Annotated in this window: 21 protein-coding genes; 11 read left to right on the plus strand and 10 right to left on the minus strand. The window is 69.6% G+C overall.

Translation table 11 applies throughout. The features are described from left to right. Positions 1 to 84 precede the first annotated feature (84 nt). The 3 genes from LCHO_RS12980 to LCHO_RS12990 are packed head-to-tail and all read right to left on the minus strand — an operon-like array spanning position 85 to position 2449. A complete protein-coding gene (locus LCHO_RS12980; RefSeq protein WP_150105470.1) occupies positions 85 to 546 on the minus strand; it encodes a hypothetical protein in 462 nt (153 codons plus the stop codon). After that, on the minus strand, positions 543 to 980 hold the full coding sequence (locus LCHO_RS12985) for a DNA polymerase III subunit chi (RefSeq protein ID WP_012347615.1): 438 nt from the start codon (positions 978 to 980) through the stop codon (positions 543 to 545). The genes LCHO_RS12980 and LCHO_RS12985 overlap by 4 nt, the downstream gene beginning before the upstream one ends. A gap of 8 nt (positions 981 to 988) precedes the next feature. After that, positions 989 to 2449 (minus strand): leucyl aminopeptidase, encoded by a 1461-nt coding sequence (locus LCHO_RS12990; RefSeq protein ID WP_012347616.1) that lies wholly within the window; start codon positions 2447 to 2449, stop codon positions 989 to 991. Between the two features lie 27 nt (positions 2450 to 2476). Here LCHO_RS12990 and lptF point away from each other — a divergent pair, with 27 nt between their 5' ends. Genes lptF through LCHO_RS13015 form a run of 5 tightly spaced genes read left to right on the plus strand, consistent with a single transcriptional unit; the run spans position 2477 to position 7294 of the window. Beyond that, positions 2477 to 3571: an LPS export ABC transporter permease LptF gene (lptF, locus tag LCHO_RS12995; RefSeq protein ID WP_012347617.1), complete on the plus strand. Its 1095-nt coding sequence runs from the start codon at positions 2477 to 2479 to the stop codon at positions 3569 to 3571. A gap of 12 nt (positions 3572 to 3583) precedes the next feature. Next, a complete protein-coding gene (gene lptG / locus LCHO_RS13000) occupies positions 3584 to 4690 on the plus strand; it encodes an LPS export ABC transporter permease LptG (protein ID WP_012347618.1) in 1107 nt (368 codons plus the stop codon). 11 nt (positions 4691 to 4701) lie between these two features. Continuing rightward, complete coding sequence (locus LCHO_RS13005) at positions 4702 to 5097, plus strand: sirohydrochlorin chelatase (RefSeq protein WP_012347619.1); 396 nt, start codon at positions 4702 to 4704, stop codon at positions 5095 to 5097. After that, a complete protein-coding gene (locus LCHO_RS13010; RefSeq protein ID WP_012347620.1) occupies positions 5094 to 6059 on the plus strand; it encodes a CysB family HTH-type transcriptional regulator in 966 nt (321 codons plus the stop codon). The genes LCHO_RS13005 and LCHO_RS13010 overlap by 4 nt, the downstream gene beginning before the upstream one ends. 44 nt (positions 6060 to 6103) lie before the next feature. Then, the gene (locus LCHO_RS13015; protein WP_012347621.1) at positions 6104 to 7294 is read left to right on the plus strand and encodes a pyridoxal phosphate-dependent aminotransferase; all 1191 of its coding nucleotides are present in this window, start codon (positions 6104 to 6106) and stop codon (positions 7292 to 7294) included. A gap of 30 nt (positions 7295 to 7324) precedes the next feature. Here the strand turns inward: LCHO_RS13015 and LCHO_RS22240 are convergent, their stop codons facing one another. Further along, positions 7325 to 8170 carry a hypothetical protein gene (locus tag LCHO_RS22240; RefSeq protein ID WP_012347622.1) on the minus strand — a complete coding sequence of 282 codons (846 nt, stop codon included), beginning with the start codon at positions 8168 to 8170 and terminating at the stop codon, positions 7325 to 7327. Positions 8171 to 8227: 57 nt separating this feature from the next. Between LCHO_RS22240 and LCHO_RS13025 the strand changes: the two genes are divergently transcribed. Then, positions 8228 to 8923, plus strand: coding sequence for a glutathione S-transferase N-terminal domain-containing protein (locus LCHO_RS13025; protein ID WP_012347623.1), 696 nt, complete (start codon positions 8228 to 8230; stop codon positions 8921 to 8923). Here LCHO_RS13025 and LCHO_RS13030 read toward each other — a convergent pair whose 3' ends face one another. The 6 genes from LCHO_RS13030 to LCHO_RS13055 all read right to left on the minus strand — a co-directional run bounded on the left by LCHO_RS13030 (position 8924) and on the right by LCHO_RS13055 (position 21586). Beyond that, a complete protein-coding gene (locus tag LCHO_RS13030; RefSeq protein WP_012347624.1) occupies positions 8924 to 10177 on the minus strand; it encodes a transglutaminase family protein in 1254 nt (417 codons plus the stop codon). After that, positions 10174 to 12945 carry a circularly permuted type 2 ATP-grasp protein gene (locus LCHO_RS13035; RefSeq protein WP_043704290.1) on the minus strand — a complete coding sequence of 924 codons (2772 nt, stop codon included), beginning with the start codon at positions 12943 to 12945 and terminating at the stop codon, positions 10174 to 10176. Before LCHO_RS13035 ends, LCHO_RS13030 begins: the two co-directional genes overlap by 4 nt. Before the next feature lie 114 nt (positions 12946 to 13059). Beyond that, entirely contained in the window at positions 13060 to 16584 is a 3525-nt protein-coding gene (locus tag LCHO_RS13040; RefSeq protein ID WP_012347626.1) for a transglutaminase family protein, read from the minus strand. Positions 16585 to 16690: 106 nt separating this feature from the next. Beyond that, positions 16691 to 17650, minus strand: a complete 960-nt coding sequence (locus LCHO_RS13045; RefSeq protein WP_012347627.1) for an alpha-E domain-containing protein — start codon at positions 17648 to 17650, stop codon at positions 16691 to 16693. Positions 17651 to 17654: 4 nt separating this feature from the next. Continuing rightward, positions 17655 to 19088 carry a circularly permuted type 2 ATP-grasp protein gene (locus tag LCHO_RS13050; RefSeq protein WP_012347628.1) on the minus strand — a complete coding sequence of 478 codons (1434 nt, stop codon included), beginning with the start codon at positions 19086 to 19088 and terminating at the stop codon, positions 17655 to 17657. After that, a complete protein-coding gene (locus LCHO_RS13055) occupies positions 19085 to 21586 on the minus strand; it encodes a DNA internalization-related competence protein ComEC/Rec2 (protein ID WP_012347629.1) in 2502 nt (833 codons plus the stop codon). The genes LCHO_RS13050 and LCHO_RS13055 overlap by 4 nt, the downstream gene beginning before the upstream one ends. Positions 21587 to 21773: 187 nt before the next feature. On the opposite strand from LCHO_RS13055, the gene LCHO_RS13060 reads away from it, so the two are divergent. The 5 genes from LCHO_RS13060 to LCHO_RS13080 all read left to right on the plus strand — a co-directional run bounded on the left by LCHO_RS13060 (position 21774) and on the right by LCHO_RS13080 (position 25507). Next, positions 21774 to 22232: a RidA family protein gene (locus tag LCHO_RS13060; protein ID WP_012347630.1), complete on the plus strand. Its 459-nt coding sequence runs from the start codon at positions 21774 to 21776 to the stop codon at positions 22230 to 22232. A gap of 70 nt (positions 22233 to 22302) precedes the next feature. Further along, positions 22303 to 22800 carry a disulfide bond formation protein B gene (locus LCHO_RS13065; protein ID WP_012347631.1) on the plus strand — a complete coding sequence of 166 codons (498 nt, stop codon included), beginning with the start codon at positions 22303 to 22305 and terminating at the stop codon, positions 22798 to 22800. 256 nt (positions 22801 to 23056) lie between these two features. Further along, on the plus strand, positions 23057 to 23794 hold the full coding sequence (locus tag LCHO_RS22245) for a lytic transglycosylase domain-containing protein (RefSeq protein ID WP_085986874.1): 738 nt from the start codon (positions 23057 to 23059) through the stop codon (positions 23792 to 23794). A gap of 54 nt (positions 23795 to 23848) precedes the next feature. Continuing rightward, the gene (gspG, locus tag LCHO_RS13075; RefSeq protein ID WP_012347633.1) at positions 23849 to 24310 is read left to right on the plus strand and encodes a type II secretion system major pseudopilin GspG; all 462 of its coding nucleotides are present in this window, start codon (positions 23849 to 23851) and stop codon (positions 24308 to 24310) included. Positions 24311 to 24358: 48 nt separating this feature from the next. Further along, entirely contained in the window at positions 24359 to 25507 is a 1149-nt protein-coding gene (locus tag LCHO_RS13080; protein ID WP_012347634.1) for a type II secretion system F family protein, read from the plus strand. Positions 25508 to 25510 lie beyond the last annotated feature (3 nt).

The raw sequence follows: 25510 nt of genomic DNA on the forward strand, positions 1-25510 counted from the left end.
GACCGGGAACGGAACTGTGGCTGGAATCGATTGCAGCCGCGGGATTAGCACGTTCCGAGCCAGAGCTCGTCGACACGCGGACGCTCAGCGCGACCGGTGTCGCGCCAGTTCCTGAGCCACGGCCCGCCGGACGACGTCTCGCAAGGTGGCGGCGAGTTCGTCGCGGGTCTGTTCGATGAACGACTCCATCAGGCGTGCGAATGCCGGGCCGACGCTTTCACGCACCCGGAACTCGAACATGCGATCGATCTGGCGCTGGACGTCGAGCAGGACCCGCTGCGTGAGTTCGTCTTCGTCGATCGGGAACGCACCCACCGTCAGGCTGCCATCTGCCGCACCGGGCCCGCAACGGTCGTTCGACAGGTCCACCGGCAGGTCGACCTCGAGCGAATGCAGGGGCACCACATTCAAGGGCATGACATTCGCGCCGCGGGCACCGGCGGCCGGGCTGGCCTGGTCGGCGGCGACCGGCGCGGTCTCGGAGAAGCCGACCACCTCGGTGAGCGTCGGGACGATGTCAGGAGGCGGACGCATGGTGGCGCTCAAGGTCGCACCTCGTGGCGTTCGATGGCGGCGCCCAGGCTGGCGTAGTGACGCCAACGCAGGCGGGCCTGCGAACGATCGGCCTCGGAGCGCCCGACCACCTCGATGACGCGCGCGAACTGCGATGCACAGTCGGGCACCTGTTCGGCCAGGTTCAGGAGCACGTCATGTCCGGCCTGTGTGCCGGCCTGATCGAGCAGGACGATCGGTGTCGCCTTCAATCGTGCGGGCAGGCGATCGGCCGAAACCCCGCGCCAGTGCGGCACGAAATCGATCGGATCGAAGATCCACAACTGGCGATCGAGTTCACCCAGCGCCGCGGAATCGCCTGTCACGGCGACCCGTGCGCCGGCCCGGCAGGCCTTGCGCAGCAAGCGGCAGGTGTAGTCCTGCCGTTGCGGCACGTTGAAGTGAAAGGCCACCGCCCCCATCGCCATGACACGCCTCAGCCTGCGTGCGAGAGCACGAAGTGGGTCAGCAAGGGCACCGGCCGACCGGTCGATCCCTTGGCCGCGCCGCTCTTCCAGGCGGTGCCGGCGATGTCGAGGTGCGCCCAGCGGTAGGCCGCGGTGTAGCGCTTGAGGAACATCGCCGCCGTGATGGCGCCGCCGGCACGCGGGCCGACGTTGCCCATGTCGGCGAAGTTGCTCTTCAGGGCCTCGTCGTATTCGTCGAGCAGCGGCATGCGCCACGCAGGATCGAGGGCACCCAGGCCGGCAGCGAGCAGGCCGTCCGCGAGCGCATCGTCGGCACTGAACAGGCCGCTCAGATGGTGGCCGAGCGCGACCACGCAGGCGCCGGTGAGCGTGGCGATGTCGACCACCGCGGCAGGCTTGAAGCGCTCGACGTAGGTCAGCGCATCGCACAGGATCAGGCGGCCTTCGGCGTCGGTGTTGAGCACCTCGATGGTCTGGCCGGACATGCTCGTGACGACGTCGCCCGGCTTGACCGCGCGGCCGCTGGGCATGTTCTCGCAGGTCGGAATCACGCCGATCAGGTTGACCTTGGGCTTGAGCGCGGCCACGGCGCGCATCGTGCCGAGCACGCTGGCGGCGCCACCCATGTCGAACTTCATCTCGTCCATCTCGGCCGCCGGCTTGATCGAGATGCCGCCGGTGTCGAACGTGATGCCCTTGCCCACCAGCACCAGCGGAGCGTCCTTCTTGGCGCCACCTTCGTAGTGCAGCACGATGAACTGCGGCGGCTCGTCGGAGCCCTGTGCGACGGCCAGGAACGCGCCCATGCCGAGCTTCTCGATCGCCTTGCGGTCGAGCACCTCGATCTTCAGGCCCTGCTCGCGCGCCAGGATGCGGGCCTGCTCGGCCAGCATCGTCGGGGTGCAATGGTTGCCGGGCCGGTTGGCCACTTCACGCGCCAGCGTCACGCCGGCGGCAATCGCCTTGCCACGCAGGATGCCGGCACGCACCGACGCCGCGCCGGCCTTGTCGCAGGCCAGCTGGAGCTTGACCAGCGCGGCCGCCGGCGGCGCGCTCGGCTTGCTGTGCCGGTAGGTGTAGAGCGCGTCGGCCAGTGCGGTGACCGCCGCTTCCGCATGCTCGGCGCCGAGCGGACCGGGCCCGGCCCAGGCCAGCACGGCGCCGGCTGCGCCGCTGGACTTCACTGCCGACAAGGCCCCGGCAACCGCCTTCTTGTAGGCCTTGACGGAAGCATCGGCCGCGACGGACAGCACCAGGCGCGATGCCTTCAGGCCCGTCGGCCGATGAATGTAGAGAACCTTGCCCGCCTTGAGTTCGAGATCGCCGTGACGCACGGCGTCGTGCGCAAGATCGGACAACACCGGTGGCAATTGCCATGCAGACGCATCGGCGGACAACACGACCACCAAGGCTGCGGCGGCTTGTCCGGGCAGATCCTCGTTGGCAACCTGGAGGGCTCGAACGTCCATAATTCCGTACTGATTTGAGACGGCTTGATGTTATTCGATTCCACATTGCGTAAAGAGTTGTCACGCAGCTTCGGCGGCACGCTGATCGTGATCCTGACCATCGTGCTGACGATGATGCTGATCCGCACGCTCGGCCAGGCCGCGCTCGGCCGCGTCTCGCCGCAGGACGTGGTGCTGCTGCTCGGCTACACCAGCCTGGGACACCTGCCGACGATGCTGTGCCTGTCGCTGTTCGTCGCGGTGGTCTCCACCCTGACCCGCATGTACGGCGACAGCGAGATGACGATCTGGTTCGCCAGCGGCGTGTCGCTGACACGCTTCGTGCGGCCGGTGGTGCGCTTCGGCACGCCGATCGTGTTCTTCGTCGCGGCCCTGCTGCTGTTCGTGTGGCCCTGGTCGAACCGCAATATCAGCGAACTGCGCGGTCGCTACGAGCAACGCTCGGATCTGTCGCGGGTCGCGCCGGGCCAGTTCCAGACCTCCAGCAACGGCCAGCGGGTCTTCTTCATCGACAAGCAGTCACCCGACGCCGGCACCGGACGCAACATCTTCATCCTCGATCAGCGTGTCGACCGCGAGTCGGTCACCAGCGCGCAGACCGGCCGCATCGACCTGCCTGACGCAGACGACACGCACCGCCGCCTGGTGCTCGACAACGGCGCCCGCACCGACCTCGACCTGAAGGGCGAGACCCGCACGATCTCGCGCTTCGACCAGTACAGCATCCGCATCAGCGAGAAGGCGCTCACCCGCATCGACGAGCCGCCGCCCAAGGCGCGCTCGAGCTTCGACCTGCTGCTCAGCAGCGACCCCAAGGTGCGCGCCGAACTGGCCTGGCGCGTCGGCATGGTGCTGGGCGGCATCAATCTGATGCTGCTCGGACTGGGCCTTGCGCAAGGCGGGCCACGCAGCGGTTCGGGCTGGACGCTGCTGCTGGCGCTGCTGAGCTTCGTCGTCTACTTCAACCTCATCAGCCTCAGCCAGGCCTGGGTGGCATCGGCCAGACTGAGCCTGGGCACGGCCCTGGCGAGCGTGCACGGCGGCGTGTTCGTGCTGTGCGCCGCCCTGCTGTGGTGGCGGGTGCGCGGCAAGGCCAGCTGGCGGCCGCTGCGCCCGGCCTGAAGGGAGATCGACATGCACACGATCCGTCGACTGCTCTACCGCGAGATCCTCGGCGCCACCGGCTACGTGATGGTGGCGTTCCTGGGCCTGTTCTTCTTCATCGACTTCATGGCCGAGCTCGAGAACATCGGCCAGCACGGCTACGGCGCGGCGCAGGCGGCGCTGGCCTGCCTGCTGCAGGTGCCCGGCCACGTCTACGAACTCGCGCCGATCGCGGTGCTGATCGGTGCGATCTACGCGCTGGCGAGGCTGGCGCATTCGTCGGAGTTCACCATCTTGCGCACCGGCGGGCTCGGCCCCGGGCTGGCGCTGCTGCTGCTCACCTGGCTGGGCCTGGGGTTTGCCGCCATCACCTTCGTGATCGGCGACTTCGTCGCGCCCTGGTGCGACACCCAGGCGACCCTGCTGCAGGCGCGCGCCAGCGGCAACCTGAGCGTGGCCAGCGGCGGCGCCTGGCTCAAGGACAGCGCCAGCGCGGCCGATGGCGAGCATCGCTACACCGTCAACTTCGCCGCCGCTCGCAGCGACGGCGAACTGGAGAAGGTGCGCATCTTCGAGTTCGGCCCCAAGGGCGCCCTGATCACCCGCACCACGGCCGAACGCGCGGTCATCGGCGACGACGGCACCTGGCAGCTCACCGACGTGCGGATCTCGCACTGGACCAGCGACCACACGCCGCGCCTCGATGCCGACGAGAAGCTCGCCAGCCACGTCTGGCAATCGGGCCTGACGCGCAACGTGGTGGCCGCCGCGGTGCTGCCGCTGCGCACCATGTCGACGCTGGCGCTCTACAACTACATGACCCACCTGGCCGATCACGAACAGGCCGCGCAGCGTTACGAGATCCAGTTCTGGAAGAAGGCGCTCTACCCCTTCGCCTGCCTCGTGATGATGGGCCTGGCGCTGCCGTTCGCCTACCTGCACGGGCGCAGCGGCGGCATCGGCCTGATGGTGTTCGGCGGCATCATGCTGGGCATCGGCTTCGTGCTGCTCAACAACCTGTCGAGCCACCTCGGGCTGCTGCAGAACTGGACGCCCTGGCTCGCCGCCAGCGCGCCGAGCGCGATCTTCCTCCTCCTGTCGCTGGCCGCTTTCAGCTGGCTGGTGCGCTACCGCTAGAACCCTCTCCCATGCAAGGCATCCTTCTTTTCGCCCACGGCGCCCGTGACCCGGCCTGGGCGCGGCCCTTCGAAGCCATCGCCGCGCAGATGCGCGCCGCCGCGCCGGGCACGCCGGTGGCGCTGGGTTTCCTCGAACTGATGCAGCCCGACTTCGGCGTCGCCAGCAGCGCCCTGATCGAGGCCGGCTGCACGCAACTGCAGGTGGTGCCGCTGTTCCTCGGCGCCGGCGGCCATGTGCGCCGTGACCTGCCGCTGCTGATCGAGCAGGCGCAGGCTCGCCATCCGGGCGTGGTGATCGCCGCGACGCCGGCCATCGGCGAGACCGAGGTCGTGACACGCGCGATCGCGCTGGCCGCGCTCGACCTGGCACGCGGCCACGCCTCGACAGCGGGCGCCGGTGCATGAACCTGCACCAGTTCCGCTTCGTGCAGGAGGCCGCGCGCCGCAACCTCAACCTGACCGAAACCGCCAAGGCGCTGCACACCTCGCAGCCTGGCATCTCGAAGGCCATCCTCGAACTCGAGGAAGAGCTCGGCGTCGACATCTTCGTGCGCCACGGCAAGCGCCTCAAGCGCATCACCGAGCCGGGCCAGCAGGTGCTGAAGTCGATCGAGGTGATCATGCGCGAGGTCGTCAACCTCAAGCGCATCGGCGACGACTTCTCGCTGCAGGACGTCGGCACGTTGTCGATCGCAGCCACCCACACGCAGGCCCGTTACGTGCTGCCGGCGCCGGTGGCGGCGCTGCGCAGCAGCTACCCGAAGGTCTCGGTCAGCCTGCACCAGGGCACGCCCGACCAGGTGGCGCAGATGGTGCTCGACGACGCCGCCGAAGTGGGCATGGCGACCGAGCGCCTGATGCAGTACGAAGACCTCGTCACGCTGCCGTGTTACGAGTGGCGCCACGTCGCGGTGATGCCGGCCGACCACCCGCTGGCGCTGGTCGAGCGCATCAGCCTGGAACAGCTCGCACACGAACCGCTGATCTCCTACCACCCGTCGTTCACCGGCCGCAGCAAGATCGACGCGGCCTTCGAGGCGCGCAACCTCAAGCCGCAGATCGCGCTCGAGGCGATCGACTCCGACGTCATCAAGACCTACGTGCGCCTGGGCCTGGGCGTGGGCATCGTGGCCGAGATGGCGGTGCGCGACGACCCGATCTGCGGCCCCGGCGGCGAGCTGGTGGCCCGGCCGGTGGGGCACCTGTTCGGCCCCAGCGTGGCGCGCATCGCCTTCAAGCGCAGCGCCTACCTGCGTCACTTCGTCTATGCGTTTGCCGAGCTGCTGTCCGAGCGGCTGTCGCGCGCCCTGATCATGCGGGTGATGCAAGGCTCGACCGAAAGCGGCAACGCCGCCGACGCCATGTGAACACCCGCACAAGCCACCGCCCCGCGACCTGAACCCCGAGCACCATGACCCTCGCCCTGCCCGCCTCGATGCCCGTCCCCGTCAGCCGCCTGCCCGCGGTCGGCACGACCATCTTCACCGTGATGTCGGCCCTTGCACAGGAGACCGGCGCGGTCAACCTCGGCCAGGGGTTCCCGGATTTCGACGGCGACCCGCGCCTGATGCAGGCAGTCAAGGACGCGCTCGACGCCGGCCACAACCAGTACCCGCCGATGGCCGGCGTGGCGCTGCTGCGCGAGGCGATCGCTGCCAAGATCGAGACACTCTACGGCCAGCGCTACGACGCCGGCAGCGAGATCACCGTCACCGCCGGCGCCACCCAGGCGATCCTGACCACCGTGCTGGCGCTGGTGCATCCGGGCGACGAGGTGATCGTGCTCGAGCCCTGCTACGACAGCTACGAGCCGAGCATCACGCTGGCCGGCGCGCGCACGGTGCACGTGCCGCTCACGCCGGGCACGTTCCGGCCCGATTTCGAGCGCCTGGCCGCCGCCATCACGCCGCGCACCCGGGCGCTGATCGTGAACACGCCGCACAACCCCAGCGGCACGGTCTGGACCGAAGCCGAGATGCGCACGCTCGCCGAGCTGCTGCGCCCGACGCCGATCATCCTGATCGCCGACGAGGTCTACGAGCACATGGTGTATGACGGCGCGGCACACCAGAGCGTGGCGCGTTATCCGGAGCTGGCGGCGCGCAGCGTGCTGATCTCGAGCTTCGGCAAGACCTATCACGTGACGGGCTGGAAAGTGGCGTTCGCGGCCGCGCCGGCCGCGCTCAGCGCCGAGTTCCGCAAGGTGCACCAGTTCAACGTGTTCACGGTCAACACGCCGATGCAGTACGCGCTGGCCGCCTACATGGCCGATGCGGCGCCCTACCTCGGGCTGGCGGCGTTCTATCAGCGCAAGCGGGACCTGTTCCGCGCCGGCCTGACGCAGACCGGCCTGCGGCTGCTGCCGTGCGAGGGCACGTATTTCCAGTGTGTCGACTACAGCGGCCTGCCCGCCGCGGTGGCCACCCTGCCGGAGGCCGATTTCTGCCGCTGGCTGACGCGCGAGGTCGGCGTGGCGGCGATTCCGCTGTCGGCCTTCTATCGCGACGGCTTCAACCAGCAGGTCGCACGGCTGTGTTTTGCCAAGCGTGACGAGACCCTGCAACTCGCGCTCGGCCGCCTGCAGCAGCACCTGCCGGGCTGAAGCGCCGCAGCGGCTCGACCGGCCCAGGCGTCAGAGCTTGTGATCGGTCGGGATGCCGATGCTGAAATTGGTCATCAGCTCGTCGTCCGCGTCGACCGACAGCTCCTCGGCGCTGACGCCCGGATCGGCGACCAGCGACGCCTGCGGCACGCCTTCGACACCCGGCTGACGGGTCTGCGTGAGGCCGGCCAGACCCACCTCGACCGGACGCAGCCCGGCGCGTGAAACCACCCGCAGCGCGCTGTCGGCCGCCGCGTCGATCAGCTGGCGAACCCCTTCGAGCAGCTTGTCGTCGAGCGCACGTGCCTCGGTGCGCAGGTAGAGCCGCCCGCGCAATGTCATCAGCACCAGCGGCGCGTCGGCGCTCAGCCAGCGCTCGCGGGCGCGGATCAGCCGACCGGCGAGTTCACCCTCGACCCAGCGGCGCGCATGCGGCGGCGATGCCGCCATCACGAGAAACGCATCGCCGAAAGCCGCCGGCGCCGCCAGCGCAACCGGATCGAACATCGCCAGCCAGCGCGCCTCTTCGGGCATGGAGGCGTCGATCTCGGTCTGCTGATCGCGGGTGAGCTGGTCGTAGGCCTGGGTTTCGAGCCGCTCGGCCAGCGCGCGGCTCATCACCAGCATCTCGAGCGCCTCCGGCAGCGCCAGTTCGACCCGCACGCGCAGTTCACGGTGGTGGATGTAGTCGCGCTGCGCGGGGCCCCACTCGAGCCGGGCCGGCAGGCCCTGGCTGCGGAACTCGAGCACGCAGCCGCTGCCGTCGCGCACCCGCTTGATCGTCTCGCCGCGCTGGCGCGCCCAGTCCTCCATCAGACGAGAGTCGGTATCGGGCGAGGGCCTGCGGCGCAGCAGGCGTGTCAAGGAGTCGAGCATGGCGTGGCCGTTTCAAATAAAGTGGGCTTCCCTCGTTCTTATCGACCGGCAACCGCAATGATTGAACTCTACTCCTGGGCCACGCCCAACGGTCACAAGGTCCACATCATGCTCGAGGAGTGCGGACTGCCTTACCGGGTGCACCCGGTCGACATCGGTGCGGGCGACCAGTTCGATCCCGATTTTCTCGCCATCAGCCCGAACAACAAGATCCCGGCGATCACCGATCCCGACGGGCCGGACGGCAAACCGATCTCGCTGTTCGAGTCGGGCGCGATCCTGCTGTACCTGGCCGGCAAGACCGGACGCCTGCTGCCCGCCGACACCGCCGGCAAGTACGAGGTGCTGCAGTGGCTGATGTTCCAGATGGGCGGCGTCGGCCCGATGCTGGGCCAGGCGCACCACTTCCGGATCTATGCGCCCGAGAAGGTGCCCTACGCGATCGATCGCTACACCAACGAGGCGAAACGGCTGTACCAGGTGATGAACAAGCGCCTGGCCAGATCGAAGTACATCGGCGGGCCGACCTATTCGATCGCCGACATCGCCATCTACCCCTGGCTGCGCTCCTGGAAGAACCAGGGCATCGACTGGAGCGACTACCCGCACCTCAAGGGCTGGTTCGACGAGATCGGCGCCCGGCCTGCGGTGCAGCGCGGCGTCGAGGTGCTGGCCGCCCGGCGCAAGCCGATCACCGGCGACAAGGAACGCGAGATCCTGTTCGGCCAGTCACAGCTGAACCAGCACCGCTGATCAGGCGGCCGAGCCGGTGGCGTCGGCCGCATCGGCCGCATCGGCCGGCTCGGCATCTGCTTCGGCATCGGCAGTGTCGGCAGCGGTGGCCTCGGCCGGTTCGACGGCGTCGGACCTGGCTTCGATCGACCGACCGGCCTCCTCGGGCTCGGTGAGCGGCTCCACCGTGACCGACACCCGCGGCTCCGGGCCGCCGCCGCCGCGGATCACGCCCCGCAACGGCGCGACATCGGCGTAGTCGCGGCCCCAGGCGAGCGTGACGTGATCGAGCCCTGCCGGCACCGCATTGGTCGGGTCGAGCGCGACCCAGCCGTGCACCGGGCACCACACCTGCACCCAGGCATGCGAGGCGTCGGCCCCCACCAGCCGCGGCTGGCCGGGTGGCGGCTGGGTCAGCAGATAGCCGCTGACGTAGCGCGCCGCCAGGCCCAGCGAGCGCAGCGCACCGATCATCACGTGGGCGAAGTCCTGGCAGACGCCGCGCCGCTGCGCCAGGGCCTCGGGTGCGCGGGTGGCCACCGAGGTCGCGGTGGTGTGGTATTCGAAGCGCCGGTAGACCAGGTGCATGAGCGCGACCGCACCGGCCAGCAACGGCGTGCCGGGCAGGAACACCTCGGCGCCCAGCCGCGCCAGCGCCGCGTCGCGCGGGGCGTAGGTCGACGGCAGCACGAACTCGAGCGCCTCGTCGAACGGCTGGCCGGGCTGATAGCGCAGGCGCCGGGCCACCTGCTCCCAGGGCGGGCTGGCCTTGAGCCGCATCGGCGGCGGCGCCAGCAGTTCGGCCGTGAAACAGGCCCGCACGGTCAGGCGCCGATGCACCCGCGAATGCGAGAACACCGCGCGCCAGTTGCCCCACGGATCCTGGCTCTGCTGCACCCCCGGCGCCATGTCGGCACCGGGATAGGACCGCAGCGCGCCATCCGGGTGCGAGCGCACGGACACCGCCACATCGGAGTCGGCCTGCGCGGCCGTTTCGGCGCCGGGCAGCGGCTCGGTCAGCGGCAGATCGAGTGGCGTGGGCGCATCCCACACCACGGCGTCGGGCCACGGATTGATGCGCAGCGACCAGTCGCGGATGCGCTGCCAGGGCGTCATGCGCGGACGCAGATGCGCCATGTGATGCGCGAGCTCGACCGGCCCGTCGTAGTCGTAGCGGGTTTCGTGCTGCACCCGCAACACCCGCACCGGGCGCTGGATCGGATGCACGGCCTCAGGCGTCGAGGGCAGCGCGCCCTCGCGTGGTTCTGCGCTCATTGCCACACCGACCGATCTGCCGCGCGGACGTGCGAGAACAGATGCTGGCTGACTTCGTTGGACAGCGTGCGGGCCGCGTCGCTGCAGCTCGCGAGGGCATCGATCAGGGTGCTGTAGGCGCCGTCCTCGTCGACGCTGCTGAGCGCCTCGAGCGACCACGAACCGGGCTGCGGCAGGGCATCGCTGGCGGCCTCGGCCCAGATCGGATCGTGGCGCGCCAGCTTGCGCAGGCGGTCGCGCATGGTGCGCGAGACCCAGGCCAGCGAGCGCGGGTTGTCGGTGTCGAGCACCAGCAGGTGCAGCAGCGGCGGCACTTCGCGGCGGGACTGGAAATTGGCGCGGTACGTGATGGTGGTCTCGAAGATCTCCAGCAGCAGCGCGAAGCCGTCGTCGAGGGCCGGCAGGCCGCTCTCGAAACCGAGCCGCAGCGCGTGCGCCAGCACGTCCAGACGCTCGATCTGGCGGCCGACGCTGAGCAGGCGCCAGCCGTCGTCGCGGGTCATGCGGTCGGTCTGCGCACCGGTGATGGCGCTCAGCCGGGTCATGGCGCGCGACAGGACGCCCAGCACATCGGACAGCGGCTCGTGGCCTTGCTGCGCCAGCACCTCGGCCAGTTCGCGGCCGAACTGCCGCTCCAGGTCGAGGATCAGCGACCAGTGCTCGGTCGACAGCCGATCGCGCAGGGCCTCGGCGCACTGGCGCAGCGACTGCAGGTTGAAGGCGACGCTGGAACCCGACGAACGATCCGCCAGCGCGCGCACCAGCGAGCGCTCGAACAGGCGCCCGGCCTGGGCCGAGGCCAGCGCCGGCGACGGCACGCCGGCATCGATCAGCCCGTGGCGCAGCAGCAGCGTGTGCAGCATCTGCAGCACCGGCGGGCTCGCGGTGGCCAGGCCTTCGAGCGCCAGGCGGGCCAGCCGCACGGTGTTCTCGGCCCGCTCGGTGTAGCGGCCGAGCCAGAACAGGTTCTCGGCCGACCGGCTGGTGATGACACGGTGCCAGCGCGCCAGGTCGGCCGGCGCCAGCGGCTTGGGCAGCAGGCTGGTGTCGTCGACCTTGCCGTCGGTGAGCACCCAGGTGTCGGTGCTGGCGCTGCCGCGCTGCATCGACAGGTAGGCGTCGGCGCCACCGCTGGCACCCGGGTTGGCGCTGCTGGTCTGCGTCGACGGGCGAGCGGCCACCCGGGTCAGCCCGCCGGGCAGCACGCACCAGCCGCCGTTGCCGTCGGTCATGGCGTAGACCCGCAGCACCAGCGGCCGCGGCTCCAGCCGGCCGTCGCGCCAGACCGGCTGCTCCGACGGATGGACCCGCGCCATCAGCGTGTGCGCGGCCGGATCGGCGTCGATGCGGGCACGCCAGGCCCGCACGCTGGCGCGGTCGAGGTCGCTGCCGAGCACCGGCTCGAAACCCTGCGTGACCGGGCCGCCGGGGAAGGTCGGCATGATCACGTAGTCGGCCAGTTCGTCGCGGTTGGCGGCCCAGACGCTGGCTTCGCCGCACCACCAGCTGGTGGTGGCCGGCAGGATCAGCTCCTCGCCGAGCAGGCGGCGCGCCGCGCCGGGCCAGAACGCGGCCAGGCCGGGGCTCTCGAGCACGCCGGCGCCGGGCACGTTGGCCATCACGAGCTCGCCGGCCCGCAGGGCCTGCAGCAGGCCCGGCACGCCGAGCGCCGACTCGGCGCGCAACTCGAGCGGGTCGAGCCACTCGTCGTCGACCCGGCGCAGCAGCACGTGCACACGCTCCAGGCCGTGCAAAGTCTTGAGGTAGAGACGCTGGTCGCGCACCGTCAGGTCGGAGCCTTCCACCAGGCTCAGCCCCAGGTAGCGCGCCAGGAAGACGTGCTCGAAATAGGTTTCGCTGCGCGGACCGGGCGTCAGCAAGGCCACGCGCGAGCGCTCGCCCGCGGGGCTGGAACGCATCAGGCCGTCCATCAGGGCCCGGAACGCCGACGCCACGCGCTGCACCCGCAGGTCGCGGAAGGCCTCGGGGAACTGCTGCGCGATGATGAGCCGGTTCTCGAGCAGATAACCCAGGCCCGACGGCGCCTGGGTGCGCCGATCGACCACCCACCAGTGGCCATCGGGGCCGCGCGCCAGATCGACCGCCACCAGGTGCAGCCAAGCGTCGTCGACCGGCTTGACGCCGTGCATCGGCCGCAGGTATTGGGGATGACCGAGCACCAGCGACGCAGGCAGGATGCCTTCGTGCAGCAGATCCTGGGCGCCGTAGATGTCGGCCATCGCGGCGTTCAGCAGGCGTGCATGCTGGCGCACGCCGCGCTCGATGTGGGCCCACTCTCGCGGCGCGATCAGCAGCGGCAGCAGTTCGAGCGGCCAGGTGCGCTCGCCGCCACCTTCTTCGGAATGCACGTTGAACGTGGCGCCGTCGTCGCGCACGCGGCGCTTCACGCGGGCGTGGCGCGCCGTCAGGTCGAGCCAGCCGTCGAGCCCCGAACTCTGGAAAAACCGCTGCCACAGCGGTGCCAGCGGCGGGTGCGCCTTGTGATGGGACTCGGCCGACGCCGTGGCGGCCGTGTCGGTGTCGCCGTCGATGTCGATGTCGGCAGCCGCTTCGGCCGCGTCAGCGACGGCGGCTTCTTCTGATTCGGTCGCCTCGCCGGGCGACACGACGCTCATGCCGAAATGGACACCCGAAGGCAGCACCGCTCCGCGCAATTCGTCGTGGTGCCCGGGCGTGCCGCGGCCGGCCGCCGCGGCGGCCAGTTCGGCGGCGTCGGGCAGATCGTCGGACAACAGGCTGGATTGCATGGCGGCATCATGCCTTGCCCCAGGGATGGACGTCATGCGGGTGAGCCTCAGTGGCCAAAAACACCCTGCCGGTGCAGCTCAGGCACCGGCATGGGGATGGGAAGACGCGGTCGTTCAGTTGCGCCGCAGATCGAGCGTGAACGGGAACTCGCGGCTGCGCTGGGGTGCCTCCACCGTGACACGCCCCGGCGTGTGACCCATCGCGATGAACCGCGCCAGACGCCGGCTTTCGGCTTCGAACGAGTTGATCGGGAAGGTCTCGTAGTTGCGTCCGCCCGGATGCGCCACGTGATAGCGGCCACCGCCGAGCGAGCGCTGCATCCAGCTGTCGATCAGGTCGATCGTCAGCGGTGCATGCACGCCGATGGTCGGGTGCAGCGCCGAGCTGGGCTGCCAGGCGCGGTAACGCACGCCGGCCACGTATTCGCCGACACGGCCGGTGGGCTGCAGCGGCAGCGGCACGCCGTTGACGGTGAGCACATGGCGCGGATCGATCAGGCCGGTGACCTTGACCTCGATGCGTTCCAGCGACGAATCGACATAGCGCACCGTCGTGCCCGCCCCGCCCTCCTCGCCCATCACGTGCCAGGGCTCGAGCGCGTTGCGCAGCGTGACGTGCACGCCGCGCGCGGTGATCTCGCCCACCTTCGGGAAACGGAACTCGAAGTGCGGCGCGAACCAACTCGACTCGAAGGCGTAACCCTCGTTGGCCATGTCGTCCATGACGTCGTCGAAGTCCATCTGCACGAACGAGGGCAGCAGGAAACGGTCGTGCAGCTCGGTGCCCCAGCGCACCAGCGGCGCGCGGTAGGGTTCCTTCCAGAAGCGCGCCACCAGCGCGCGCAGCAGCAGCTGCTGCACGATGCTCATGCGCGCATGCGGCGGCATCTCGAAGGCACGCAGCTCCAGCAGGCCCAGGCGGCCGGTCGAGCTGTCGGGCGAATAGAGCTTGTCGATGCAGAACTCGCTGCGGTGCGTGTTGCCGGTGACGTCGATCAGGATGTTGCGCAGCGTGCGGTCGACCAGCCACGGCGGCATGTCGTTGCCGTACACCGCCTTGTTGCGCTCGATCTCGGCCAGCGCGATCTCGAGCTCGAAGACCTGATCGTTGCGCGCCTCGTCCACCCGCGGCGCCTGGCTGGTCGGGCCGATGAACATGCCCGAGAACAGGTAGCTCAGCGACGGATGGTTGTGCCAGTAGGTCAGCAGGCTGGCGAGCAGGTCGGGCCGGCGCAGGAACGGCGAATCCGCCGGGGTGGCGCCACCCATCACCATGTGATTGCCGCCGCCCGTGCCGGTGTGCCGGCCGTCGAGCATGAATTTCTCGGTCGACAGCCGCGACAGGCGGGCCGCCTCGTACAGGAACTCGGTGTGCTCGACCAGATCGCCCCAGTTGTGCGCCGGGTGGATGTTGACCTCGATGACACCCGGGTCGGGCGTGACCTGCAGCATCTTCAGGCGCGGATCGCGCGGCGGCGGGTAGCCTTCGAGCACGATCTTGACGCCCTGCTCGGCCGCGGTCGCCTCGACGGCGGCGAGCAGCTCGAGGTAGTCCTCCAGGCGCGCCAGCGGCGGCATGAAGACATACAGCACGCCGGTGGCCTCGCCCACCTTCTCGGCCTTCGGGCCGTTGGCACGACGCGGATCGCGCGCTTCCACGCACAGCGCAGTGCGGGTGATCCAGTGCGCCGACTGGAAACGCTGCGGCGAGCGCGCCAGCTCTTCGGCGCTCATCCACTTTCCCGGGCCGGCCACATCACCGGCGGCCTCACCGGTCACATGACCGGCCTTTGCGGCCGCCGACGCGATGCCCGGCCGGCCGAACACCGAATCGCCCTCGCGCGGGCCGATCGGCTCGGACTGCACCGCCACGGTGCCGCCCTCGGCAAAACCGCCGCCGATCACGTGCGCGGCGTACTGGCTGCGCAGCTGGCTGGCAGCCGGCAGGCTCGAGCGGTCGGCGAACGGATCGTGTTCGATGTGGTACGGGTACTCGCCCTTGCTGACCCAGGGCAGCGAGTCGAGCGGCAGGCGCAGGCCCATCGGCGAATCGCCCGGGAACAGGTACATGCGCTCGTCGCGGAAGAACCACGGGCCGGTGACCCAGCGCTGGCCGGCCAGCGTCACGCCCTCGGCGCGCGTGATCGGCAACACGTAGCCGATCTCGGTGTCCAGGCCCTGCGCGAAGACGCGGCGCAGGCGCACGCGCTCGAGCTCGTCGTCGAGCCGGCTGTCGAACGGATCGACGTTGACCGGCAGGCGGCGCTCGCGCCACAGGTAGTACCAGGTGTCCTCGTAGCCGGTCTGGATGTAGTCGGTGGTCAGGCCGAGCTTGCGCGTCAGGTGGTGGATGAAGCGCTTGGCATCTTCCGACGTGTAGGCGTGCGGGTCACGCTCGTCGGCAAACAGCGACGGGTCGTGCCAGCACGGCTGGCCGTCCTCGCGCCAGAACACCGACAGCGCCCAGCGCGGCAGCTGCTCGCCCGGATACCACTTGCCCTGGCCGAAATGCAGGAAACCGCCGTCGCCGTATTCCTTGCGCAGGCGCTGCACCAGGTCCTGCGCGAACAGGCGCTTGGTGGGGCCGAGCGCGTCGGTGTTCCATTCGGCGCCATCGCGGTCGTCGACCGACACGAAGGTCGGCTCGCCGCCCATCGTCAGGCGCACGTCGCCGGCCACCAGCTCCGCGTCGACCGCCGCGCCCAGCGCCAGCACGTCCTGCCACTGGTCTTCGGTGTAGGGCTTGGTGACACGCGGCGATTCCCAGATGCGGGTGATCTGCATCGTGTGCGCGAACTCGACCTCGCACTCGTCGACGCCGCCGGAAATCGGCGCCGCGCTCGACGGCTGCGGCGTGCAGGCCACCGGCACGTGGCCTTCGCCCGCCAGCAGGCCGGAGGTCGGGTCGAGGCCGATCCAGCCGGCGCCGGGCAGGTAGACCTCGCACCAGGCGTGCAGGTCGGTGAAGTCGACCTCGGTGCCGCTCGGACCGTCGAGGGCCTGCACGTCGGACTTCAGCTGGATCAGGTAGCCCGAGACGAAACGCGCCGCCAGGCCCATGTGGCGCAGCGTCTCGACCAGCAGCCAGCCGGTGTCGCGGCACGAACCGCTGCCGTTGACAAGCGTTTCTTCGGGCGTCTGCACACCCGGCTCCATGCGGATCAGGTAGCTGATCTGGTTCTGCAGGCGCTGGTTCAGGCCGACCAGGAAGTCGATCGTGCGCACCTCGGTGCGGTCGATCGAGTCGATGAACTTCTTGAAGGCCGGCGTGGCCGGCTCGGTGACGATGTAGGGCGCGAGTTCGAGCGCCAGCGCCTCGTCATAGACGAACGGGAAGTTCTCGGCACCCGGCTCGAGGAAGAAGTCGAACGGGTTGTAGACCGACATCTCGGCCACCAGATCGACGGTGACCTTGAACTCGGTGGTCTCTTCGGGAAAGACCAGTCGCGCCAGGTAGTTCGAGAACGGATCCTGCTGCCAGTTGACGAAATGGCCTTCGGGCTCGACGCGCAGCGAGTAGCTCAGGATCGGCGTGCGGCAGTGTGGCGCCGGGCGCAAGCGCACGATCTGCGGCGACAGCCCGACCCGGCGGTCGTATTTGTAGTGGGTGACGTGATTGAGAGCGACGTGGATGGACACGGACGGGCCCTGCTTTTAGTGAGTGAAATCATGAATGGCACCCGGCCTGTCGGCCGGGTGCCACCGTCGTGGTTCTTGAAAGAGCGAGAGGCCGCGGCGCGTGGTGTCAGTGCGCCGTGGGAACCAGGAAATCGCGGCTGATGCCCGCACCCAGGTCGCTCACCCGGTCGAGGAACTGGGTCAGGTAGGCGTGCAGGCCGGTGGCCAGGATCTCGTCGATGCGGCCGTATTCGAGATCGGCACGCAGACGGCCGGCGCGCCGCAGCGTCTCGGACGACTGGTCATTGGCCACCAGGCCGAGGTTGGCGATCACCTCGTTGGTGCAGGCTGCCAGCGAACGGGGCATGTCCGGGCGCAGGATCAGCAACTCGGCCACCTTCTCGGGCTGGATGACGTTGCGGTAGACCTTGCGGTAGACCTCGAAACCGGACACCGACCGCAGTATCGCCGACCAGTGATAGAAGTCGTATTCGATGTCCTTGGCGTCGGCCGCGCCGTAGAAGTCGCTCTCGACGGCATGGAACTTGACATCGAGCAGCCGGGCGGTGTTGTCGGCACGCTCCAGGAAGGTGCCGATGCGCACGAAATGCAGCGCCTCGTCCTGCAACATGGTGCCCACCTGCACGCCGCGCGACAGGTGCGAGCGGAACTTGACCCACTCGAACATGGCGCTCGGATCGCGCTCGAAGGAGCGTTCGCGCAGCAGGCTGTTGAACTCGAGCCAGGTGTGGTTGGTGGTCTCCCACACCTCGGTGGTCAGCGCGCCGCGCACCGCACGGGCGTTTTCACGCGCCGCGCGCAGGCAGCAGAGGATCGACGACGGGTTGCGCTCGTCGCGCAGCATGAAGTCCATCACCTTGCGGGCATCGATCTCGCCGTAGCGGGTGGCGTAGTCGCCGCTCAGCTCGGAGATGCTCAGCAGGCCGCGCCAACCTTGTTCGGTGACGGCGGCCGACTGCGGCAGCAGCGAGGTCTGGTAGTTGACATCGAGCATGCGCGCGGTGTTTTCCGCCCGCTCCATGTAGCGCGACATCCAGAAAAGGTGATCAGCAGTTCGGGAAAGCATTCTTTTAATCCTCCAGCACCCAGGTGTCCTTCGTGCCACCGCCCTGTGACGAGTTGACGACCAGCGAGCCCTCCTTGAGCGCCACCCGCGTCAGGCCACCGGGCACCATCTGCACCTCCTTGCCCGACAGCACGAACGGCCGCAGGTCGATGTGGCGCGGCGCGATGCCCGAGTCGACGAAGGTCGGGCAGGTCGACAGGCTCAGCGTCGGCTGCGCGATGTAGTTGCTCGGGTTGGCCAGCAGGTGCTCGCGGAAGTCGGCGATCTCGGCCTTGGTCGAGGCCGGGCCGACCAGCATGCCGTAGCCGCCGGCGCCGTGCACTTCCTTGACCACCAGTTCGCCGAGGTGGTCGAGCACGTACTTGAAGTCGTCCTTCTCGCGGCACAGATAGGTCGGCACGTTGTTGAGGATCGGCTTCTCGCCGAGGTAGAACTCGATCATCTTCGGCACGTACGGATAGATCGACTTGTCGTCGGCCACGCCGGTGCCGATGGCGTTCGACAAGGTGACGTTGCCGGCGCGATAGGCCCTCAGCAGGCCCGGGCAGCCCAGCGTCGAATTGGGGCGGAACGCCTCCGGGTCGAGGAAGTCGTCGTCGAGCCGGCGGTAGATCACGTCGACCCGGCGCGGGCCGCGCGTCGTGCGCATGAAGACGAAGTTGTCCTTGACGAACAGGTCCTGGCCCTCGACCAACTCGACGCCCATCTGCTGCGCCAGGAAGGCGTGCTCGAAGTAGGCCGAGTTGTACATGCCGGGCGTGAGCACCACCACGGTCGGCTCGTTGACACCGCCGGGCGCGACGCTGCGCAGCGTCTCGAGCAGCAGGTCGGGGTAATGCGCCACCGGCGCGATGCGGTGCGAGGCGAACAGCTCGGGGAACAGCCGCATCATCATCTTGCGGTTCTCGAGCATATAGCTCACGCCGCTGGGCACGCGCAGGTTGTCCTCGAGCACGTAGTAGTCACCGCCGCCCGAGGCATTGGCCGCGCGCACGATGTCGACGCCGCTGATGTGCGAGTAGATGTCGCCGGGCACGTTGACGCCGACCATCTCCGGGCGGAACTGGGCGTTGTTGAGGACCTGGTCGGCGGGGACCAGGCCGGCCTTGATGATCTCCTGGCCGTGGTACACGTCGTGGATGAAGCGGTTGAGAGCCGTCACCCGCTGGCGCAGGCCCTTCTCCATCTCGCGCCACTCGTGCGCCGGGATCACCCGCGGGATCAGGTCGAAGGGGATCAGGCGCTCGGTGCCCTCGCCGGCATCCTTGTCGCCGTAGACCGCGAAGGTGATGCCGACACGGCGGAAGATCATTTCCGCCTCTCCCCGGCGGTCACGCATCATGTCGGGCGGCTGCTGTTGCAGCCAGCGGTCGTAGCCGCGGTAGTGGTCGCGCACCTCGGTGCGGTTGGCATGCATTTCGTCGAACATGGGTGTCATGGTGATACGTCGCTGGGCCCAGTGTCATTAGCAATATCAAGGCCATCGCCCTCTGGCGGGGCATGCCAATACCGTCGATGCCGCCGTCGTTCGCACCAGTGCGCAGCATCCGCACTCTGCCAGTGCCACGCGCCGCACGAATTCGTGCGAATGACACCAACAGCGTGCAGCCGATAACGTTCGATGACGTCAGCGGCTGGATGCCCGTAGCGGTTGCGATGGCCCGCTTGAACCAACGCCCACGTCGGACGGACGGCCTCGAGCCAATTCTGCGTCGAAGAGGTGCGACTGCCGTGGTGCGGCACCAACAAAACATCGGCTTGCAGGCTCAGTCCGTGAGCCAGCGCCAACGCTTCTTCGGTCAGGCCCGCATCCTGGCCGTGGCGGGCCAGGATCGCGAGCTCCTGCTGGCGCTCGATGTCGCCGGTCAGCAAGACGGTGCGCCGGCCATTGCTGATGCGCAACACGCACGACAGCCCGTTGGGTCGCAGGCCGCCGGCACGCGCGAGCCGATAGTCGGCGGCGGTGGGGTGCAGCACCTGCAACTCGACGCCATCCCAGCGCCAGCGTTGCCCGGCCACGCAGGGCTGATGCGGCGCCAGGGCGCGCAAAACATGGCCCGGTTCGAGCGAACTCATGACCCGCACGGCGCCCGGCCCCGCCAGCACGGCAGCCGCGCCGCCGGTGTGGTCGGCATCGCGGTGCGACAGCATCAGCAGATCGAGGCGCCGCTCGCCGAGCGCGGCCAGCAGCGGCACCAGCACCCGCTCGCCGGCATCGCTTTCGCGGCCGTACAGCGGCCCGGCGTCGTACAGCAGCGTGTGCCGGGCCGTGCGCACCAGCACCGCGTTGCCCTGACCGACGTCGACGCCGAGCAGATCGAAATCCCCCGCTGGCGGCCGCGGCACCAGCGGCCAGAGCATCGGCAACAGGAACGCCCCGCCCAGCAGCCGGACGGCCACCGGCCAGGGCAGGATCAGCAAGGCGGCGCCGGCAGCGCCGAGGCACTGGGCCCAGGCCGGCGCAGCAGGCACCTGCCAGCTGGCGCCGGGCCAGCCGGCCAGCCACTGCAGCGCGACCATCATCGACTCGATCAGCCCGGCCGCCAGCGACCAGCAAGGCGGCATCAGCACGCCGAGCAAGGCCAGCGGCGTGATGAGCAGCGTGACGAGCGGGATCGCCAAAGAATTGGCCAGCAGGCCGACCGCCGACACCTGGTTGAAGAAGATCAGCGTCCAGGGCGCCAGTCCGATGCTGGCGACCCATTGGCTGCGCCATCCGGCATGCAGCGCGGCGCGGGCAGTGGCGACGAAACCCTGCGGCCGCTCGGCGCCCGCGCTGGCCGGGGTCGATCCGCCGAGCAAGGCGACCGCAACAAACGACAGCCAGAAGCCCGGCTGCAGCAAGGCCCATGGATCGAGCAGCACCACCGCCGCGGCACAGGTCAGCAGGACCACCGGCGCGGGCCACTGCAGGCCGGCACTTCGCAACAGGGTCAGCACCGCCAGCATGTAGACCGTGCGCTGCGCCGGCACGCCCCAGCCGGCCAGCAGCGCATAGGCCGCAGCGGCCAGCAAGCCGCCCCAGCGCGCCGCCTGCGGCGTCGGCCAGCGCAACGCACAGGCACGGCTGCGGCGCCACGCCATCGCCACCACGGCCGAGGCCATCCAGGCGAACAAGGTGATGTGCAGGCCGCTGACCGCAAGCAGATGTGCCACCCCGGTGGTGCGGAAGACCGCCCAGTCGGCGCGATCGATGGCCGCCTGGTCGCCGACCGCCAGGCCGGCCAGGATGCCCGCAGCGGGCGTGTGGCCCAGCCGCGCCACGATGGCTGAACGCACCTGCTGACGCCAGCGCTGCACGGTGTGGCCACCCGCATCCGCCAGGCGCACGGGCCGATCCGCCACGAGCGGACGCACGCTGCCGCCGGCACGCAGTCCCTGCTCGAACATCCAGAGCTCGGAGTCGAAGCCGTGCGGATTGAGGTTGCCATGCGGCCGGCGCAGCCGCACCGTCCAGCGCCAGCGCTGCCCGGCGCCGATGTCGGACGGCGGCCAGGAGCCGACGGCCGAATCCTGGAAACCGTGATACCAGCCCAGCGACACGCGCCGCGGCACCGCACGACCCGGCGCCAGCGGCTCGCCGTCCACCGTCGCGGACTCCAGCTCGAACACGAACCGCACGCCGTCGCCGCGCCAGGTCGGCAGGCTGGCGACCACCCCTTCGATCTGCAGGTCGACCCCCTCGAGCGCGGCCGACAGCTGCTCGTCAAGGCGCTGCTGGGCTCGCCAGCTGGTCGCCGCAAATGCCAGCCCCGCGGCGCCGACCAGGGCCAGCCCGAAGCGCCAGCGACCCCGCACGACCCGCTGCGGCCAGGCGAGCAGACCCCCGAACACCAGCGCCGCGAGCGACACGCCGATCAGCGCCGGCAGCGACGCCACGTCAGGCTGGCGCAGCTGCAGCGCGGTGCCCAGCAAGCCGCCACAAAGGGCCCCCATCCAACTGCGTCCTGTTGCCATCGCTGCATCGCTCGGTCGACCGGCCGGCGGCCCTGCGGCCGGGTCATCGACACGCGAATCGGGCGTGTCGACGCGGTGTAGGATCGCTCCCCGCCGCGCCGCGCCAGCTCCCTCTTAAGGGGGATGCGTGGCGCGCAACCTCCGTACAACCGACCGGCCAGCGTCCATGAACATCGAACAGCGTCTGCAAGAACTCGGCATCGTGTTGCCGCCCGTGGCGGTGCCCGCTGCGGCCTATGTGCCGTTCGTGCGCACCGGCTCGCTGGTGTTCCTGTCCGGCCACATCGCCAAGCGCGACGGCCAGGCCTGGGTCGGCCAGCTCGGCCTCGACTGCGACACGGCGCAAGGCCAGCAGGCCGCTCGTGCGGTCGCCATCGACCTGCTCGGCACGCTCAAGGCCGCCATCGGCGACCTCGAAAAGGTGCGCCGCATCGTCAAGGTGATGAGCCTGGTCAACAGCACGGCCACCTACACCGAGCAGCACCTGGTGACGAACGGCGCGTCGCAGCTGCTGGTCGAGGTGTTCGGTGCCGAGCGCGGCGCGCACGCCCGCAGCGCCTTCGGCGTGGCGCAGCTGCCGCTGGGCGCCTGCGTCGAGATCGAGCTGATCGCCGAAGTGGCATGAGCCCCGCCCGGCCGCCCGAAGGGGCTCATTCCCGCTCGGCAGGACCGGCCACAGGCCGAAGGGTGCACCGATGAGATTGCCGTCTCGCGCGGTCTGGGCCGCGATGGGCGTGGTCAGCCTGGCGTCGGTCGCCATGGCGGTGTTTTCGCAGCACCGCTGGGAGATGCAACCCTGCCCCTGGTGCATCCTGCAGCGGCTGATCTTCATCGGCATCGGCGTCCTGAGCCTGATGGCAGCCTGCCTGCCGCCGCGCGGCAACACGCTGACCCGCCTGGCCGGCCGACTGCTGGCGGTGCTGGTGACCCTGCTGGCGGCATCGGGCGCGGCGGCGGCGCTGTACCAGAACCAGGTCGCCGCCAAGTCGGACTCATGCGACATGACACTGGCCGACCGCATCATCTCGGGCATCGGCGTGGATGCCCGCTGGCCGGACATGTTCGAGGTGCGCGCATCCTGCGCCGATGCGGCGGTGTCGCTGATGGGCGTGCCGTACGAGCTCTGGAGCCTGCTGCTGTTCGTCCTGATGGGCGCGCTGGCGGTGCATCGTCTGTTCGCCCGCGACCGCTGATTTCCACCGCGCGGCGGTGATGCCGTCGGACATCGGCGACGGGCCCGGGCGCACATCCGTGCGGAATCGGGCACCTTGCACATCCTGCTCCGGGACGTCGCAGGGCAAGCACCGGTTTCAGGGGGACGTATGAAATACTCTTTCGTCTGTTACCTGAGCAACGATGACGACCGTATTTCAGCCCGTTTTCAGTGGATCGCCTCCCCGTCGTCCGGTGCCATCGGCATCGGCGTCGACGATGTTTGCGGGGTTGCTGATGGCCACGGTGAGTCCGGTCTGCGCCCAGGTCTATGTCAGTGAACCGACCGGCGATGTCGACGCGCCGCTGGTGCTGTCGAATTTCTCGAGCAGCGAAACGCCGCACCTGATCGTTGCGCCGGCCGCTGCGGTCGCGCCGCCCAGCCGGGCAGAAGCCGCCTCCAGGCCATCGATTCCTGCCACCGGCCCGACGGCCCAGGCCGCCGTCGGTCGCATCCATGCCGCACCGGCCGTGCCGGCCAATCTGATGGCCGTGTTTGCGTCGGCGGCACGCGAGCACGGCGTGCCGGCCAGCCTGCTGATGGCGGTGGCGGCGGCCGAATCCGGTTTCAATGCCCGCGCCGTGTCGCCCAAGGGCGCCCTGGGCCTGATGCAACTGATGCCGCAGACCGCACGCCAGCACGGCGTGCGCGAAGTCTGGTCGGTGCTCGACAACGTGCGCGGCGGCGCCGCCCACCTGCGGCAGCTGCTGACGCGATTCCCGGGCCGCCCGGCTCTGGCCTTGGCCGCCTACAACGCCGGCGAACAGGCGGTCCTGAAGGCCGGTTCGCAGATTCCGCCCTTCGACGAAACACAACGCTACGTGCCCAAGGTGCTGGCCTGGCAAACGCACTATCAGAAATTCGTCGAACAGCCGATAACCCGTTCATACCCGCAGCGCAAGGCGATGCCACCTGTGGCTGAACGGCGGCTGGCGTCGACGCAGGGCACACCCCGCACAATCCGCCAGCCCTGAGCCCGAGCGCGTCGCCGCTTGAGCTGTTCTTCAACCCCCATCGTCTCGACTCCCATGGCGCAAGTTCCGTACACCGCTGCATCCGACCTGCGCCGAACGCGCGGCCCGAGCCCGTTGCAGAAGGGCTTCACCTTGCTTGAACTGCTGGTGGTGATGGTCATCATCGGCTTGCTGGCCGGCATCGTCGCGCCCCAGTATTTCTCGCAGCTCGGCAAGTCCAACACCAAGGTGGCCCGGGCTCAGATCGAGGCCTTCGGGCAGGCACTCGACCAGTACCGGCTCGACGTCGGCAGCTACCCCACCACCGAACAGGGACTGATCGCGCTGCGCACCGCGCCGGCCGACACGCCGCGCTGGCAAGGCCCCTACCTCAAGCGCGACATCCCGGCCGATCCCTGGGGGCGTCCCTACGTGTACCTGGCGCCCGGCCAGAAGTCCGAATACGACCTCTCGAGCCTGGGCAGCGACGGCCAGGTCGGTGGCGAAGCCGAAGCCAGCGACGTGGTGTCCTGGTAAGCCGGACCGAGCGTGTACACCCCCCCGTCAGCCGAAGACCGTGCGTCGATGAAGCGAGCCGCGCCCGCTCACGCGCCGGCCTCTCGCGTCGCACGCAGCCCCGGCGCCAAGCCGGCCGTGGCGGCAGCGCGTGCGAGCGGGCTCGCGGTGTCGACCTTGCGGGACGCACGTCTCGATGAAGAGCAGTTCTCCCACGACCTGGCGCTGATGCTGCGCTCCGGCCTGAGCCTGATCGAGGCCCTGCGCACCGTGGCGGAGCGCCAGCACGGCAGCGCCGCCACCGCCATGCAGCGCCTGCTCGAGGCGCTGAGCCAGGGCGAGACGCTGTCGACCGCCCTGCAGTCGAGCGGCCAGTTCAGCACCGCGATGCTGGCCTGCGTCAAGGCGAGCGAACTCACCGGCGACCTGGCCGACAGCCTGGGCCGCTTCGCCCAGAACGCCACCCGGATGCGCCAGCTGCGCTCGCGCCTGGTCTCGGCCTGCGTCTACCCGGGGCTGCTGATCACGGTGGCGTCGCTGGTGGTGCTGTTCCTGCTGATCTACGTCGTGCCGCGATTCGCGATGGTGCTCGAAGGCGCGGCACGCGACATGTCGCCGATGTCGCGGCTGCTGATCGACGTCGGCATGGCGCTGTCGAACGTGCAGCTGCCCCTGATGCTCGGCCTGGCGGCGATCGCCGGGGCGCTGGCCTGGGTCACCCTGCGCGCGATGCGGGCCGGCAAGCTCGGCACCCTGCTGATCGGTCTGGCCGCGCGGCTGCCCGTGCTGCGGGGCCTGGTGCGCACCTACGGTCAGGCCCAGCTCGCCCGCACCGGCGCCATGCTGGCGCGCTCGGGCGTGCCGGCGCTGAAGGCCCTGGCGATGTGCCGCGGCCTGCTGGCGCCGCCCGACCAGCTCAGGCTCGACCGTGCACTGGCCGCCGCCACCAACGGCGCACCGCTGGCACCGGCCCTGCACGACGCCGGCCTGGTCGACAGCCTCGGCCTGCGCGTGTTGCGCGTGGCCGAGCAGACCGGCGCGCTCGACGTCGCCCTCGACCGCCTTGCCGACGTGCACGACGCCGTCGTCGAACGTGCGCTCGAACGCCTCACACGCGTCATCGAACCGGTGCTGATGCTGACCATCGGCACCGTCGTCGGCGGCATCGTGGTGCTGATGTACCTGCCCATCTTCCAACTCGCCGCGAGCATCCGCTGACCC

It is taken from the genome of Leptothrix cholodnii SP-6 (assembly GCF_000019785.1).
Taxonomy (GTDB): domain Bacteria; phylum Pseudomonadota; class Gammaproteobacteria; order Burkholderiales; family Burkholderiaceae_C; genus Sphaerotilus; species Sphaerotilus cholodnii.

Bases quoted from the DNA above. Each gene is read 5' to 3' on its own strand.
- LCHO_RS13015 (WP_012347621.1), top strand. From the start codon at position 6,104: ATGACCCTCGCCCTGCCCGCCTCGATGCCCGTCCCCGTCAGCCGCCTG.
- LCHO_RS13035 (WP_043704290.1), bottom strand. From the start codon at position 12,945: ATGCAATCCAGCCTGTTGTCCGACGATCTGCCCGACGCCGCCGAACTG.
- LCHO_RS13045 (WP_012347627.1), bottom strand. From the start codon at position 17,650: ATGCTTTCCCGAACTGCTGATCACCTTTTCTGGATGTCGCGCTACATG.
- LCHO_RS13050 (WP_012347628.1), bottom strand. From the start codon at position 19,088: ATGACACCCATGTTCGACGAAATGCATGCCAACCGCACCGAGGTGCGC.
- gspG (WP_012347633.1), top strand. From the start codon at position 23,849: ATGGCGCAAGTTCCGTACACCGCTGCATCCGACCTGCGCCGAACGCGC.
- lptG (WP_012347618.1), top strand. From the start codon at position 3,584: ATGCACACGATCCGTCGACTGCTCTACCGCGAGATCCTCGGCGCCACC.
- LCHO_RS12990 (WP_012347616.1), bottom strand. From the start codon at position 2,449: ATGGACGTTCGAGCCCTCCAGGTTGCCAACGAGGATCTGCCCGGACAA.
- LCHO_RS13060 (WP_012347630.1), top strand. From the start codon at position 21,774: ATGAACATCGAACAGCGTCTGCAAGAACTCGGCATCGTGTTGCCGCCC.
- LCHO_RS13005 (WP_012347619.1), top strand. From the start codon at position 4,702: ATGCAAGGCATCCTTCTTTTCGCCCACGGCGCCCGTGACCCGGCCTGG.
- LCHO_RS13030 (WP_012347624.1), bottom strand. From the start codon at position 10,177: ATGAGCGCAGAACCACGCGAGGGCGCGCTGCCCTCGACGCCTGAGGCC.
- LCHO_RS13025 (WP_012347623.1), top strand. From the start codon at position 8,228: ATGATTGAACTCTACTCCTGGGCCACGCCCAACGGTCACAAGGTCCAC.
- lptF (WP_012347617.1), top strand. From the start codon at position 2,477: ATGTTATTCGATTCCACATTGCGTAAAGAGTTGTCACGCAGCTTCGGC.
- LCHO_RS22245 (WP_085986874.1), top strand. From the start codon at position 23,057: ATGGCCACGGTGAGTCCGGTCTGCGCCCAGGTCTATGTCAGTGAACCG.
- LCHO_RS12985 (WP_012347615.1), bottom strand. From the start codon at position 980: ATGGCGATGGGGGCGGTGGCCTTTCACTTCAACGTGCCGCAACGGCAG.
- LCHO_RS13080 (WP_012347634.1), top strand. From the start codon at position 24,359: ATGAAGCGAGCCGCGCCCGCTCACGCGCCGGCCTCTCGCGTCGCACGC.
- LCHO_RS13010 (WP_012347620.1), top strand. From the start codon at position 5,094: ATGAACCTGCACCAGTTCCGCTTCGTGCAGGAGGCCGCGCGCCGCAAC.
- LCHO_RS22240 (WP_012347622.1), bottom strand. From the start codon at position 8,170: ATGCTCGACTCCTTGACACGCCTGCTGCGCCGCAGGCCCTCGCCCGAT.
- LCHO_RS13065 (WP_012347631.1), top strand. From the start codon at position 22,303: ATGAGATTGCCGTCTCGCGCGGTCTGGGCCGCGATGGGCGTGGTCAGC.
- LCHO_RS13055 (WP_012347629.1), bottom strand. From the start codon at position 21,586: ATGGGGGCCCTTTGTGGCGGCTTGCTGGGCACCGCGCTGCAGCTGCGC.